At 68.7% G+C, this 12,569-nt stretch carries 16 protein-coding genes; 6 read left to right on the forward strand and 10 right to left on the reverse strand.

Annotated features, from left to right (window positions below):
* Positions 1-13: 13 nt before the first annotated feature.
* The 4 genes from nusA to pip form a co-directional block, all read right to left on the reverse strand.
* Positions 14-1,690 carry a transcription termination factor NusA gene (nusA, locus tag PARJ55_RS0115940; protein WP_028713947.1) on the reverse strand — a complete coding sequence of 559 codons (1,677 nt, stop codon included), beginning with the start codon at positions 1,688-1,690 and terminating at the stop codon, positions 14-16.
* Between the two features lie 3 nt (positions 1,691-1,693).
* The gene (gene rimP / locus PARJ55_RS0115945; protein WP_028713948.1) at positions 1,694-2,314 is read right to left on the reverse strand and encodes a ribosome maturation factor RimP; all 621 of its coding nucleotides are present in this window, start codon (positions 2,312-2,314) and stop codon (positions 1,694-1,696) included.
* A gap of 138 nt (positions 2,315-2,452) precedes the next feature.
* Positions 2,453-2,902 carry a TspO/MBR family protein gene (locus PARJ55_RS0115950; protein ID WP_028713949.1) on the reverse strand — a complete coding sequence of 150 codons (450 nt, stop codon included), beginning with the start codon at positions 2,900-2,902 and terminating at the stop codon, positions 2,453-2,455.
* A 30-nt stretch (positions 2,903-2,932) separates the two neighbouring features.
* The gene (pip, locus tag PARJ55_RS0115955) at positions 2,933-3,913 is read right to left on the reverse strand and encodes a prolyl aminopeptidase (RefSeq protein ID WP_028713950.1); all 981 of its coding nucleotides are present in this window, start codon (positions 3,911-3,913) and stop codon (positions 2,933-2,935) included.
* Positions 3,914-3,964: 51 nt separating this feature from the next.
* Between pip and ubiG the strand changes: the two genes are divergently transcribed.
* Positions 3,965-4,732 (forward strand): bifunctional 2-polyprenyl-6-hydroxyphenol methylase/3-demethylubiquinol 3-O-methyltransferase UbiG, encoded by a 768-nt coding sequence (gene ubiG / locus PARJ55_RS0115960; RefSeq protein WP_028713951.1) that lies wholly within the window; start codon positions 3,965-3,967, stop codon positions 4,730-4,732.
* Between the two features lie 97 nt (positions 4,733-4,829).
* Here the strand turns inward: ubiG and PARJ55_RS0115965 are convergent, their stop codons facing one another.
* The 4 genes from PARJ55_RS0115965 to PARJ55_RS0115980 are packed head-to-tail and all read right to left on the reverse strand — an operon-like array spanning position 4,830 to position 7,230.
* On the reverse strand, positions 4,830-5,333 hold the full coding sequence (locus PARJ55_RS0115965; RefSeq protein ID WP_051416308.1) for a MarR family winged helix-turn-helix transcriptional regulator: 504 nt from the start codon (positions 5,331-5,333) through the stop codon (positions 4,830-4,832).
* 13 nt (positions 5,334-5,346) lie between these two features.
* Complete coding sequence (locus PARJ55_RS0115970; protein WP_198019373.1) at positions 5,347-6,198, reverse strand: carbon-nitrogen hydrolase family protein; 852 nt, start codon at positions 6,196-6,198, stop codon at positions 5,347-5,349.
* Positions 6,195-6,458: a glutaredoxin 3 gene (grxC, locus tag PARJ55_RS0115975; RefSeq protein ID WP_028713954.1), complete on the reverse strand. Its 264-nt coding sequence runs from the start codon at positions 6,456-6,458 to the stop codon at positions 6,195-6,197. Before grxC ends, PARJ55_RS0115970 begins: the two co-directional genes overlap by 4 nt.
* A gap of 34 nt (positions 6,459-6,492) precedes the next feature.
* Positions 6,493-7,230, reverse strand: a complete 738-nt coding sequence (locus tag PARJ55_RS0115980; protein WP_028713955.1) for a double zinc ribbon domain-containing protein — start codon at positions 7,228-7,230, stop codon at positions 6,493-6,495.
* Positions 7,231-7,261: 31 nt separating this feature from the next.
* Between PARJ55_RS0115980 and PARJ55_RS0115985 the strand changes: the two genes are divergently transcribed.
* From PARJ55_RS0115985 to PARJ55_RS22310, 4 genes are all read left to right on the forward strand, one after another.
* Positions 7,262-8,101 (forward strand): methyltransferase domain-containing protein, encoded by an 840-nt coding sequence (locus PARJ55_RS0115985; RefSeq protein ID WP_028713956.1) that lies wholly within the window; start codon positions 7,262-7,264, stop codon positions 8,099-8,101.
* The gene (gene hemH / locus PARJ55_RS0115990; protein WP_028713957.1) at positions 8,098-9,129 is read left to right on the forward strand and encodes a ferrochelatase; all 1,032 of its coding nucleotides are present in this window, start codon (positions 8,098-8,100) and stop codon (positions 9,127-9,129) included. The genes PARJ55_RS0115985 and hemH overlap by 4 nt, the downstream gene beginning before the upstream one ends.
* A gap of 250 nt (positions 9,130-9,379) precedes the next feature.
* Complete coding sequence (locus PARJ55_RS23415) at positions 9,380-9,649, forward strand: YjhX family toxin (protein WP_084637885.1); 270 nt, start codon at positions 9,380-9,382, stop codon at positions 9,647-9,649.
* A gap of 60 nt (positions 9,650-9,709) precedes the next feature.
* On the forward strand, positions 9,710-10,069 hold the full coding sequence (locus tag PARJ55_RS22310; protein WP_232215726.1) for a GNAT family N-acetyltransferase: 360 nt from the start codon (positions 9,710-9,712) through the stop codon (positions 10,067-10,069).
* Between the two features lie 151 nt (positions 10,070-10,220).
* Here PARJ55_RS22310 and PARJ55_RS0116000 read toward each other — a convergent pair whose 3' ends face one another.
* Positions 10,221-10,874 carry a L,D-transpeptidase gene (locus tag PARJ55_RS0116000; RefSeq protein WP_028713958.1) on the reverse strand — a complete coding sequence of 218 codons (654 nt, stop codon included), beginning with the start codon at positions 10,872-10,874 and terminating at the stop codon, positions 10,221-10,223.
* Positions 10,875-11,104: 230 nt separating this feature from the next.
* Here PARJ55_RS0116000 and PARJ55_RS0116005 point away from each other — a divergent pair, with 230 nt between their 5' ends.
* The gene (locus PARJ55_RS0116005) at positions 11,105-11,668 is read left to right on the forward strand and encodes a CAP domain-containing protein (protein ID WP_028713959.1); all 564 of its coding nucleotides are present in this window, start codon (positions 11,105-11,107) and stop codon (positions 11,666-11,668) included.
* A gap of 357 nt (positions 11,669-12,025) precedes the next feature.
* Here PARJ55_RS0116005 and PARJ55_RS0116010 read toward each other — a convergent pair whose 3' ends face one another.
* Positions 12,026-12,541 carry a murein L,D-transpeptidase family protein gene (locus PARJ55_RS0116010; RefSeq protein WP_028713960.1) on the reverse strand — a complete coding sequence of 172 codons (516 nt, stop codon included), beginning with the start codon at positions 12,539-12,541 and terminating at the stop codon, positions 12,026-12,028.
* Between the last annotated feature and the right edge of the window lie 28 nt (positions 12,542-12,569).

The following is a 12,569-nucleotide window of genomic DNA, read 5'->3' on the forward strand; positions in this document are numbered from 1 at the left end:
GGCTCCCGGGGCGTTACACCCCGGCCTCCTGTTCGTCGCCGGCCTCGGCCTCGCCGGCCGATTCGAGCTCGGTCGGATCGACCCAGCCCAGCATGACCCGGGCGGTCATCACCAGGTTCTGCGCCTCTTCAAGCGAGACGTCGAAGGGTTCCAGGATGCCGTCATCCTTGACGCGCTGGCCGTTCTGCGTGGTCCAGCCGCCGGCCAGTTCCCAGTCGGCACAAGTGGCGAAATCCTCCAGCGTCTTGACGCCGTCCTTGGCCAGCGCCTCGACCATCTGCGGGGTCAGGCCCTCGAACTCGATCAGGCTGTCCTCGACGCCAAGGGCGCGGGCATTCTCCAGCGCGGCCTTGTTCGCGGCTTCCAGATGCTCGCGGGCGCGGGTCTGCAGCTCTTCGGCGGTGCCTTCGTCCACGCCCTCGATGGACAGAAGCTCGTCCAGATCGACATAGGCCACTTCTTCGAGGTTGGTGAAGCCCTCGGCGACCAGCAGCTGGGCGAAGAACTCGTCCAGGTCCAGCGTGTCCATGAACAGCTTGGTGCGGGCGTTGAATTCGGCCTGGCGGCGCTTCGACTCTTCCTCTTCGGTGAGGATGTCGATGTCGAGGCCCGTCAGCTGGCTTGCCAGCCGCACGTTCTGGCCGCGCCGGCCGATGGCCAGCGACAGCTGCTCGTCCGGCACCACCACCTCGATGCGGGTGGCGTCCTCGTCGAAGACGACCTTCGCCACCTCGGCCGGCTGCAGCGCGTTCACGAGGAAGGTCGCCTGATCCTCGGACCACGGGATGATGTCGATCTTTTCGCCCTGCAGCTCGCCCACCACGGCCTGCACGCGACTGCCGCGCATGCCGACGCAGGCGCCGACCGGGTCGATCGAGTTGTCGTAGCTGATCACGGCGATCTTGGCGCGCGAGCCCGGGTCGCGGGCCACGGCCTTGATCTCGATGACGCCGTCATAGATTTCCGGCACTTCCATCTTGAACAGCTCGGCCATGAACTGCGGATCGGTGCGCGACAGGAAGATCTGCGGGCCGCGGGCCTCGCGGCGCACGTCCTTGACATAGGCGCGGATGCGGTCGTTCGGGCGATAGCTTTCGCGGCCGATCTTCTCGTTGCGGCGCAGGATGGCCTCGCCCCGGCCGACGTCCACGATGATGTTGCCGTATTCCTCGCGCTTGACGACACCGTTGATGATGGTGCCGGCGCGGTCCTTGAATTCCTCGTATTGGCGGTCGCGCTCGGCCTCGCGGACGCGCTGCAGGATCACCTGCTTGGCCGATTGCGCGGCGATGCGGCCCAGGTCGACCGGCGGCACCTGCTCCTGGAACACGTCGCCCGGCTGCGGCTTGCCCGAGAAATCGGTCAGCAGCTGGCCGTCGCGCAGCCAATGGGCGCGGCCGTCCTTCGAGGGCTCGAAATAGGCGCGGGCCTGGTCGGCGGTGAATTGCGCCTGGTAGTTCTCGACCGCGTCATCCTCGACCACGGTGCGGGCGCGGGTGAAGGTGGCATTGCCGGTCTTGCGGTCGATATGGACGCGAATGTCCATTTCCGAGCCGTAGCGCGACTTCGCGGCGCGGGCCAGGCTGTCCTCCATCGCCTCGATCACCAGATCGGGGTCGATCATCTTTTCCCGTGCAACGGCCTCGGCGGTTTGCAGCAGTTCAAGCTGGTTGGCAGAGGTGATGGCCATTCCTCACTCCTTCGCGGCGGCGTTGTTTTCGCCGGCTTCCGTTTCGATCTCGTCAAAGGCGGTCTCGTCCAGATTGTCGATCTGCACGCCCGCGTCCTTTTTCTGTCGCAGCATCTCGGCGATCAGCTCGTCGGTCAGGACCAGCTTCGCATCGGAAAGCCAGTCGAAGTTCAGCCCGATGGTCTGGACCTCGCCGCCTTCCTCGATGTTCAGCAGCACCTCGTCGCCGCCCTCGCCCTTCTCGACGCCCGCCAGCACGCCCTTGAACCGCTTGCGGCCGTCGATGGGCTGGTTGGTCTCCAGCCGCGCCTCATAGCCCTCGAAGGTCTCGAAATCCTTCAGCCGGGTCAGCGGCCGGTCGATGCCGGGGCTGGAGACCTCCAGATGATAGGCGTCCTCCAGCGGGTCCTCGACATCGAGGATCGCGCTGACGGCGGTCGAGATATCGGCGCAGTCGTCGACATTGATGCCGCCTTCCGGCCGGTCGGCCATGATCTGCAGCGTGGCGGTCTTGCCGCCCTGCAGGCGGATGCGCACCAGCTCGAAACCCAGATCCTCGATGACCGGGGCGATGATCTCGGCCAGGCGCCGGTCGATGGCGGTCTTGGCGATGAGGTCGGTCATTCGTGATACCCCAAATACAAAAAACGGGCCGAGGCGGCCCGTGCGTCTTCCCGGTGGGCAGGGTGTGGACGCCTGCGCCGCTGTTGAGCCGCATATAGGGCGCGGCGCGCGGGATTGCAAGGAAAACCGGCGGGGCCCTCATCGCGGCGCCGGATTGTCCCGCCAGATGCGGAAATTCAGCGCCCCGGCCAGGGTCAGCCAGGCCAGATAGGGCAGCAGAAGCACGCCGGCCAGCAGGTCCAGCCGGAAGGCCGCGACCAGCAGCGCCGCGACCACCAGCCACAGGATCGCCAGCACCGCCATGGCCGCGCCCGGCCGGCGCGCGCCGAAGAACACCGGCGTCCACAGGGTATTCAGCGCGATCTGTGCCGCCCACAGCGCCAGAGCGGGCCCGGCGCCGGGCAGGCCGGCCAGCCGCGCGCCCACCCAGGCCAGCAGCAGGTAAAGCGTGGTCCAGGCCACCGGAAACGCCCAGCGGGGCGGAGTGAAATCCGGCTTGCGCAGCCCGTCATACCAGCCGCCGGGCGGGAAGATCAGGCCGGTCGCGGCCGCCGCGCCGCAAGCGATCAGGAAGAACAGGAACGTCACGCCGCACCCCGCCCAAAAAGGCGGCGCGCCCTATCGCGCCGCATCCCGGAAACAATCCATCACCCGCACCAGTTCCGCAGCGATTCGCGGTTCGCTCAGCGCATGGCCCGAGGCGGGGACCAGCCGCAGGTCGGCCTTGGCCCAGCCCTCGGCCAGCTCCCAGGCGGTGCGGGGCGGGCAGACCATGTCGTAGCGGCCCTGCACGATCACGGCCGGGATGTGCTCGATGCGGTGGCGGTCGCGCAGAAGCTGGCCCTCGGCCAGGAAGCAGTCATGGGCGAAATAGTGATTCTCCAGACGGGCAAAGGTGCGGGCATAGTCGGGCGGCGCATGGCCCGGCCCGTTGATCTCCAGCCCCGCCAGGGCGTTTTCCCAGACCAGCCAGGGCAGGGCATAGCGGATCTCCCGTCCGCGGTCGCCGCTGAACAGCCGCCGGTGATAGGCGGCGATCATGTCGTCGCGTTCGGCCTCGGGAATCGGCGCCTGGAATTCGGCCCAGCGGTCGGGAAAGAAGCGCGCGACGCCGCCGCCATAGAACCAGTCCAGCTCGGCCCGCCGGCCCAGGAACACGCCGCGCAGCACCAGCGCCACCACCGGGTCGGGATGCGCCTGGGCATAGGCCAGCGCCAGCGTGGCGCCCCAGCTGCCGCCGAACAGGATGGCGCGCTCGATCCCCAGCTCGCGGCGGATCACCTCGATATCGGCGATCAGGTGCTGGGTGGTGTTCGCCGCCACCGCGGCATGGGGCAGCGAGCGGCCGCAGCCGCGCTGGTCGAACAGCACCGCGCGGTAATGCGCCGGGTCGAAGAAGCGCCGCATGAAGGGGCTGCACCCCCCTCCGGGTCCGCCATGCAGGACGATCACCGGCACGCCGTCGGGATTGCCGCTCTGCTCGACATGCAGCATGTGGCCGTCGCCGACCACGATCATCCGGCGGTCGAAGGGCTCGACCATCGGATGCAGCCTGCCATGCGACGGCGTGCCGCCGATTTGCCCTGCCAATCTGTCCATGGCACCACTATATAGCGCCTCGCGCGCGCCCGCCACATGAAGGACGGCCAGATGACCGAAAGACCAGCCCCCGCCAGCCCGGCCCCCAGCAGCATCGACCCGGCCGAGGTCGCCAAGTTCCAGGCCATGGCGCGGGAATGGTGGGATCCGAACGGCAAGTTCAAGCCGCTGCACATGCTGAACCCGACGCGGCTGGACTATGTCACCGCCCAGGTCGCGGCGCAGTTCGGCCGCGACCTGGCCGCGCCCCGGCCCTTCGAGGGGCTGACGCTGCTCGACATCGGCTGCGGCGGCGGGCTGATGGCCGAGCCGATGGCCCGGCTGGGCGCAACCGTGACCGGCGCCGACGCGGCCGAGGGCAACATCGCCATTGCCGGCCTGCATGCCGCGGAACAGGGCCTTGCCATCGACTACCGCGCCACCACGGCCGAGGCGCTGGCGGCCGAGGGGCGCCGCTTCGACGTGGTCATGGCGCTGGAGATCGTCGAGCACGTCGCCGACCCGGCGCAGTTCATCGCCACCTGCCGCGACCTGGTGGCGCCGGGCGGCATGCTGATCGCCTCGACGCTGAACCGCACGGCGCGCAGCTTCGCCGCCGCCATCGTCGGGGCGGAATGGGTCATGCGCTGGCTGCCCAAGGGGACGCATGACTGGCGCCGCTTCATCACCCCCGACGAACTGGCGCGGATGACCGAGGCGGCGGGGCTGCGCGTCGTCGACCGCTGCGGCATGGTCTTCAACCCGCTGGGCTGGAGCTGGTCGCTGTCGCATCGCGACCTGTCGGTCAATTACGCGATGACCGCCCTGCGCGACGCCTGAGCTTCTTCGTTCCGCAAATACCCGACCGCCACGGAGCGGCGGGGCGGGCCACAGCCGGCTTTCACCGTTTCCCAAATACTCGGGCGACCGGCGCCCCTCAGCGCCCGCCGCGCGATTCGTGACGCAACGTCTCTTCCAGCTGCTTGCGCAGCATGCGCAGCACCGGCAGCGCCGCGCGCACCCGGTCGGCGCCGACATCGCGCACCACATCGGCGATTCGCGGCATGAAGGCCGCCAGCGCCGCGTCCCGCGCCGCCCGGCCCGCCGGGCTGATCGCCACGAACTTGCGCCGCGCATCGTCCCAGTCCGGGCGGATGTGGATATGCCCGGCCCATTCCAGCCGCGACAGCGTGTTGGTCATCGCCCCGCGGGTGACATGGAAGGCCTCGGCCAGCTCGGCGGGCGTGCGCTCGACATTCAGATGCGCCAGCAGGTTCAGCACCGAGAAATGCGAGATCTGCATGCCCTTGGGCAGCGCCTTGCCGATCAGGTCGCGCGCCAGCTGGTCGGCGATGAACACCTCGGAAAACAGGCTGGCCGCAAGGGCATCGGCCGAGATGTCGGCATGCCCTGCCGGGTTGTCATGGGTCTTGTCGATCATGGGGTCTTGTCGGTCATGGGCCGGCGAAGTCTCGGTCATGCGTGAGCGATGGGATGCGGGACCGTGCCCCGAGAACGGCCTCGCGGTCAAGCGTGACGAAGGTGACGCCGGGCTCGCTGCCGCCGTCGGCCAGCACCTCGCCCCAGGGACCGACCGCAAGGGAATGGCCATGGCTGCGGCGGACCCGGCGCCCGGGGTCGAAATGCGTCGCATGGCTGCCGCATTGCGCCGGGGCCAGCACGATGCAGCCGGTCTCGATGGCGCGGGCGCGCAACAGCACCTCCCAATGCGCGGCGCCGGTGGTGTCGTTGAAGGCGGCGGGGACGGTCAGCACCTCGGCCCCGGCCTTGGCCAGCGCCCGGTAGAGCTGCGGAAAGCGCAGGTCGTAGCAGACCGTCATGCCGACCGGCAGCGGCCCTTCGGCCAGCACGGCCTGGCGGCCGGGGCGGAAGGCCGCGGATTCGCGATAGGATTCGCTGTCCGACACCGTCACGTCGAACATGTGCAGCTTGTCGTAGCGCGCGCGGATGCTGCCGTCCGGCGCGATCAGGAAGCTGCGATTGGCAAAGCGCGTCTCGGCCGGATCGCCGGTCTTCAGCGACAGCGAGCCGATCAGCAGCCAGATCCCCAGGTCGCGCGCATCCTCGCGCAGGGCGGCCAGGGTCGGGTCCTCGGCCTCGACATGCAGGATGCGCTCCTGCAATTCGCGGCCGGCGCCCAGCAGGTTGGTGGCCTCGGGCGTCAGCACCCAGCCGGCGCCGCCCTGCGCCGCCTCGCGGACCAGGGCCCGCGTGACCGGCAGGTTGCGCGCTGGATCGTCCGAGACGCTGAGCTGCACCAGCGCCGCCCGCAGCGCCTCGCTCATGCCGTCAGGCCCAGCAGCCCGTCGAGCTTGCCCTGATAGTCCAGCGCATGCAGGTCGTCGCTGCCGCCGACATGGCGGCCGTCGATGAAGATCTGCGGCACGGTGCGCCGGCCGCCGGCGCGCTGGGTCATGGCGCCGCGCAGCTGCGGATCGCGGCTGACATCGGTTTCCTCATAGGCGACGCCCTTCTTGCGCAGCAGCGATTTGGCGGCAATGCAATAGGGGCAGGTGGGGGTGGTATAGATCTCGACCTTGGCCATAAGCGCGTCCCGGCAGTCATTGTTCGGCCCTTATCTATGCATCCTTGACCGCCCGCGCCAGAACCACCACCGAGATCGGCCCGGCCCCGGCGGTCCGCAGCGCCTCGGCCGCCGCCGCCATGGTCGCCCCCGAGGCCATCACGTCGTCGACCAGCAGCACCGCGCGGCCCTGCAGGCGCGAAGCCATGCGCGCCGGCACGGCGATGGCGCCCGCGACATTCGCGAACCGGTCGCCGACGCTGCCGTGGTCCTGCATCGGCGTGTGCCGCAGCCGCCGCAGGCCCCCGGGCAGATGCGCCAGCCCATGCGCCCGCGCCACGTGCCGGGCCAGCATCTCGGCCTGGTTGTATTTCCGCCGCAGCAGCCGGCGCAGATGCACCGGCACCGGCACCACCACCATGCCCGGACGCAGCAGCGGCTGCGCCGCCCGCGCCACCCAGTCCCCCAGCGCGGGCGCCAGGTCCAGCCGGTCGCCATGCTTCAGCATCAGCGCCAGCTGGCGTCCGGTGCCGCGATAGGCCAGCGCCGCGCGGCCGCGCAGCCAGGGCCGCTGGATGCGCAGGCAGTCGTCGCAGACCAGCAGCCCCGCCGCCTCATCGGCCGCATCCTCCAGCCCGTCGCCGGGCAGCGGCACCCCGCAGCGCCCGCAGCAGGTGCCCTGGATGAATTCCGCCTCGCGCCAGCAGGCGGGGCAAAGCCCGCCCTCCTCGGCCACCGGCGCGCCGCAACACAGGCATTGCGGCGGGTAGACCAACCGCAATGCGCCTTTCATCAGGCCGCGAAGCCCCCTATGTTCTGCCCCCATGATGCCCGACCGTTCCACCCCCGTTCCCAGCCTTACCGACCGCGGCGCGCTCGAGCGGAACCGCCGCCGCGCCCTGCGCCTTGGGCCGGTGGATTTCCTGCATCGAATTGTCGCCGACGAGATCCAGGATAGGCTGGCGGAGGTTAACAGAAGGTTTAGCGACGTCGCCGTGGTGACCGGCCTGCCGGAGTTCTGGCGCGAGGCCATGCCCGGCGCGAAGATCGTCGCCGACGCGCCCCAGCTGGACCTGCAACCCGGCGCGCATGACCTGGTGATCCACGCCATGGCGCTGCACTGGGCCGAGGACCCGGTCGGCCAGCTTGCGCAGGCCGCCCGCGCGCTGCGCCCCGACGGCCTGCTGATCGCCGCCTGTCCCGGCGGGCGCAGCCTCTCCGAGCTGCGCGAGGCGCTGACCCGCGCCGAGGCCGAGGTCGCCGGCGGCCTGTCGCCCCGCGTCCTGCCCATGGGCGAGATCCGCGACCTGGGCGGGCTGCTGCCGCGCGCCGGGCTGGCGCTGCCGGTCGCCGACCAGATCACCCAGTTCGCCAGCTATCGCAGCCTGTTCCATCTGGCCCGCGACCTGCGCGCCATGGGCGAGGGCAACGCGCTGGCTGGCCGGCTGCGCCGCCCGACGCGACGAGATGTCCTGTTGCGCGCCGCCGCGCTTTATGCCGAAACCCATCCCGACCCGCAGGACGGCACGCGCATCCGGGCGACCTTCGACCTGGTCTTCCTGACCGGATGGGCGCCCGATGCCAGCCAGCAGAAACCGCTTCGCCCGGGCTCGGCCAGGATGCCGCTTGCCGAAGCCCTGGCCCACACGAGAAAGCCCGAATGACCCTTGCCGCGCACGCCCCCGCCAGCCACCCTCCGATTCCCGCCCGCAAGATCGGCGTGCTGATCGCCAATCTGGGCACGCCCGACGCGACCGATTACTGGTCGATGCGGCGCTATCTGTCCGAGTTCCTGTCGGACAAGCGGGTGATCGACTACCCGGCCTGGAAATGGCAGCCGCTGCTGCAGACCGTCATCCTGACCAAGCGGCCCTTCACCTCGGGGGCGAACTACAAGACCATCTGGAACAACGAGGCGAATGAAAGCCCGCTGATGACCATCACCAAGGAACAGGTGGCGGCGCTGCGGGACCGGGTGGCGGCGCTGTGGGGCGACCGGGTGATGGTCGATTTCTGCATGCGCTACGGCAATCCCTCGACCCCCGACGTGGTCGAACGCATGGTCAAGGCGGGCTGCGACCGCATCCTGTTCTTCCCGCTTTATCCGCAATATGCGGGGGCGACGACGGCGACGGCGAACGACCAGTTCTTCCGGGCGCTGATGGCGCAGAAATGGCAGCCGGCCTCGCGCACCGTGCCGCCCTATTTCGACCGGCCGGACTATATCGCGGCGCTGGCCGGCTCGGTCGAGCGTGCCTTGGGCGGCCGCCAGCCCCGCAAGCTGGTCGCCAGCTATCACGGCATGCCGAAACGCTATCTGCTGGAGGGCGACCCCTATCATTGCCAGTGCCAGAAGACCTCGCGCCTGCTGCGCGAGCGGCTGGGCTGGGACGAGGGCGTGATCGACACCACCTTCCAGTCGGTCTTCGGCACCGAGGAATGGCTGCGCCCCTATACGGTCGAGCATGTGGCCGAGCTGGCGCGGCAGGGCATCACCGAGATCGCGGTGATCTCGCCGGCGTTTTCCGCCGATTGCATCGAGACGCTGGAAGAGATCCAGGGCGAGATCCGCGAGGCCTTCATCCATGCCGGCGGCAAGGAGTTCACCTATATCCCCTGCCTGAACGCCGAGCCCGCGCATATCGACGTGCTGACCGCGGTGATCGGCGAGAACCTGGCGGGGTGGGTCTGAGGGCCCGCGCTGCCGCTGACGCCGATTGGGGGCAGGCCGCCACGGTTCGTCTATGTTACGGGGTTGTTCCAAAGCCGCCCGTTTCCTGGATTGGGGGGCGTGAGCAGCGACGATCCCCTGCTGCCTGTGGAGACTGGATGTCAGAGCTTGTGTGACAAGGCTCTCTGAATCTCGGAGAGCCGCGTGAACCCAAAGCCGCCGGGTGCATGTGCGCTCGGGGTGTCTTTCACGTCCGTCATGCGAGACTTCCATGAACATCTCACGAAATGAACAACGTGCGCTGCACGTCCTGGCCCTTGGCGGCCGTATCCTGCACGAGCGCGTCGACAGCGCCAAGATCACCTCCGTGACATGCGTCACGCGCGAGGGGATGATCCTTGCCGGCTTCGATTTGGCCGTCTTCAACCGATTGCGGCGGAAAGGGCTGATCGAATCCCGGTCAGGCAGCCCGTATCGGATCTCGAAACGCGGCCGCTCCTCCGTTCGCGCAGCTCGACAATCAGGGGGCCTGACATGCTGATCCGCAATGAAACCGCCGGTGACATCCCGGCGATCAGCCGGCTTGTCGCCGAAGCCATGGATGCTTGCGCAATCCACTGGAACCGAGGCCGGCCTCGTCGCGGCGCTGCGGGCGGAGGGGCGGCTTTCCCTCTCGCTTGTGGCCGAGGACGAGGGTGAGGTGATCGGCTACCTGGGCGCTTCGGCGGCACGGATCGGCACGCAGGACGGCTGCGGCCTGATCGGCCCGCTTGCCGTTTTGCCGTCAATGGCACAGGCCCTCCGCCGGTTGCGGGCCACCGGCCGCGGCGCGGCGCTGGTGGGCGATCCCGCCTATCATGGCCGGTTCGGTTTCCGGGCCTTCCCTGGCCTGGGCGCAGCTGGCTGCCCGGGGTGGTTCTGGCCCTGCCCTTCGGCGGCACCGAGCCTTGCGAAGAACTGATCCGTCATCCGGCATTCGGTCTGGGTCCGGAGGCGTGATCAAAGGTCGGGCCGCATCCTCCGGCGGTGCGGCCCGAGCCTTGGCTGATCCAGGCGGTCGAAACGAAAAAGGGGCCTTGCGGCCCCTTGCTGTCGTTCCTGTCCCGGCCAGGTCAGATCAGCAGCACCTGGGTGCCGATCTTGGTCAGGTCGTAGAGCTGCTTGATATGCTCGTTGTAAAGGCCGATGCAGCCGTTCGAGGACTTGCGGCCGATCTTGCGCGTGTCATGCGTGCCGTGGATGCGGTAATACTGCCAGCTCAGCCACAGCGCATGGGTGCCCAGCGGGTTGTCCGGCCCCGGCGGCACGAAATCCGGCCATTCGGGGTTGCGCTTCTTCATCTCGGGGGTGGGCGCCCAGCTAGGGCCCTCGACCTTCTTGATGATCTCGGTGCGGCCGGTGCGGGTCAGGTCGGGGCTGACCGGGACCGAGGTCGGGAACAGCTTGTAGACCGTCTGGTCCTCGGACCAGTAATGCAGCGCGCGCGAGGTCAGGTCCACGAGGATGGCGCCGTTGGTCAGGGTGCTGAAATAGGGCTGCCAGTCCTGCATGCGGAAGCTGGAGATGTTGCGGCGCGAATCCTGCCCGGCGTCGTATTGCACCATGCCCGCATCCGGGGTGGCGCCGCCCGCCGTGCCCTGCAGCGGCTGGCCGGTATAGGGGTCGAAGGACTGCGCGATGGCCGGCGCCGCCAGCCCTGCCGCGCCCATCGCCACCGAGGCGGTCAGAAATTTCCGGCGCGAGACCGGATTTTTCGGCGTGATCATGTGTCGCTCCTGATATGTGACGGACCGCTTGCGGCGGCCTTCTCTGCCCGAATTTGCGAAAGAGGTCTGCTGATGCGCGGATTTACGCCCGCGCCGGACACCTTGCAATTCAAACAAGCGTCATTGTCGCAACAGAGTCGCAGCCTGTGGCCCTCACGCAATCTTGGGTTTGAAGCGGGCCCCGGGCTTTTGTATGGCTGGCGCAAAATATCCTTTCGGGACAGGACATCATGCTGAAACTCTCCACCCTGGCGCTCGTGTCGGTTCTGGCCCTTGCGGCCTGCCAGCAGCCGCAGCAGCAACTCGGCCCCGATGGCCAGCCGCTGCCGGTCGCCTACAAGATCACGCCGCGCGAAGAGGCGCAGATCCCCGGCCGGATCGCCGGCCAGATCAATGCGCTGCGCGCCAATATCGCGGCGCCCGGCGTGGTGCAGAACCCGATGCTGGACGCGGCGGCCAAGGTGCATGCCCGCGACATGGCGGCGCAGAACCGCGCCTGGCATTTCGGCTCGGACGGCTCGTCGCCGCTGGATCGGGTGCGGCGCCAAGGCTACATGGGCCATCTGGTCGGCGAGAACATCTCGGAAACCTATGAGAACGAGATCACCACGCTGAATGCCTGGATGCAGAATCGCGACACGCGCGACGTGATCATGGATCCGCGCGCCGCGGAATTCGGCGTCGGCTGGTATCAGGAGCCGTCGGGCAAGATCTGGTGGGTGCTGATCACCGGCGGCGGGGCGGGTGCGCCGACGGCCATGGCGGGCGGCTTTGCGCCGGGCGCCGGCATCTGATCCGGCAGCGCGGCCCCGAGGCGGGCCGCGCCTTTCGCTTGCCGACCCGCAAAGCGGGCAGGCGGTATCGGTCCGGTCCCGGAAGTCTGGGTGGCTGCGACCCGGATTGCGGCAGGCGGCAAGGGGCAATGCTCTGTCGCCCGGCGCGTCTGGATGGCAAGGCAGGCACCGCCGGACAGGACAGGCATCCCCATCCCGGGCTTTCCTGCTGCGGCGGCCGGCGGCCGCAAGGCCCTGCAAGGCTGCAGGGCGGAGAACAGGCCGTCAGCCGGCCTGCGAGCTTCCTGAAAGCCAAGGCCCCGCGACGCTGCGCGGAGCCTTTGTCGTTCCAGGCACCAGCCTGAGCGCCAGCGGCGCCTAGGGGTAGATGAAGATCGGCACGCCCGGCCGCAGCATGGTGAAGATCTCCTCGATCTCCTCGTCGGTGACGGCGATGCAGCCGGCGGTCCAGTCCGGGCGGTTCAGCGCCTTGCCCTCGGGGCCCAGGCCATGGATGAAGATGTCGCCGCCCGGCCGCAGTCCCATGGCTGCCGCATTGGCCACGTCCTGCGCCGAAGGATAGGAGATCCCGACCGACAGGTGGTAGCGGCTGCGCGGATTGAAGCGGTCGACGAAATACAGGCCCTCGGGCGTGCGGCCGTCGCCTTCGAACCGCTTGGGTCCGACCGGCTGGTTGCCGAGATGGATCTTGTAGCTTTTGACGACTTCCTTGCCGCTGACCAGATACATCTTGCGATCGGCCTTCTTGACCACGATCTGCGTGATCGGCGGACCCTGATAGGTCTTGCTGGGTTGCAGGCTGTCGCCACCGCCGCAGCTTGCCACAACGGCAACCGCGACAACCGCGAAAAATGCGCGAATTGCCCGAATCATCACTGCCCTCTATGTGCGCTATGCGCTT

Origin of the sequence: Paracoccus sp. J55 (assembly GCF_000513975.1) — a bacterium.
In the GTDB taxonomy this organism is placed as follows: Bacteria; Pseudomonadota; Alphaproteobacteria; order Rhodobacterales; family Rhodobacteraceae; genus Paracoccus.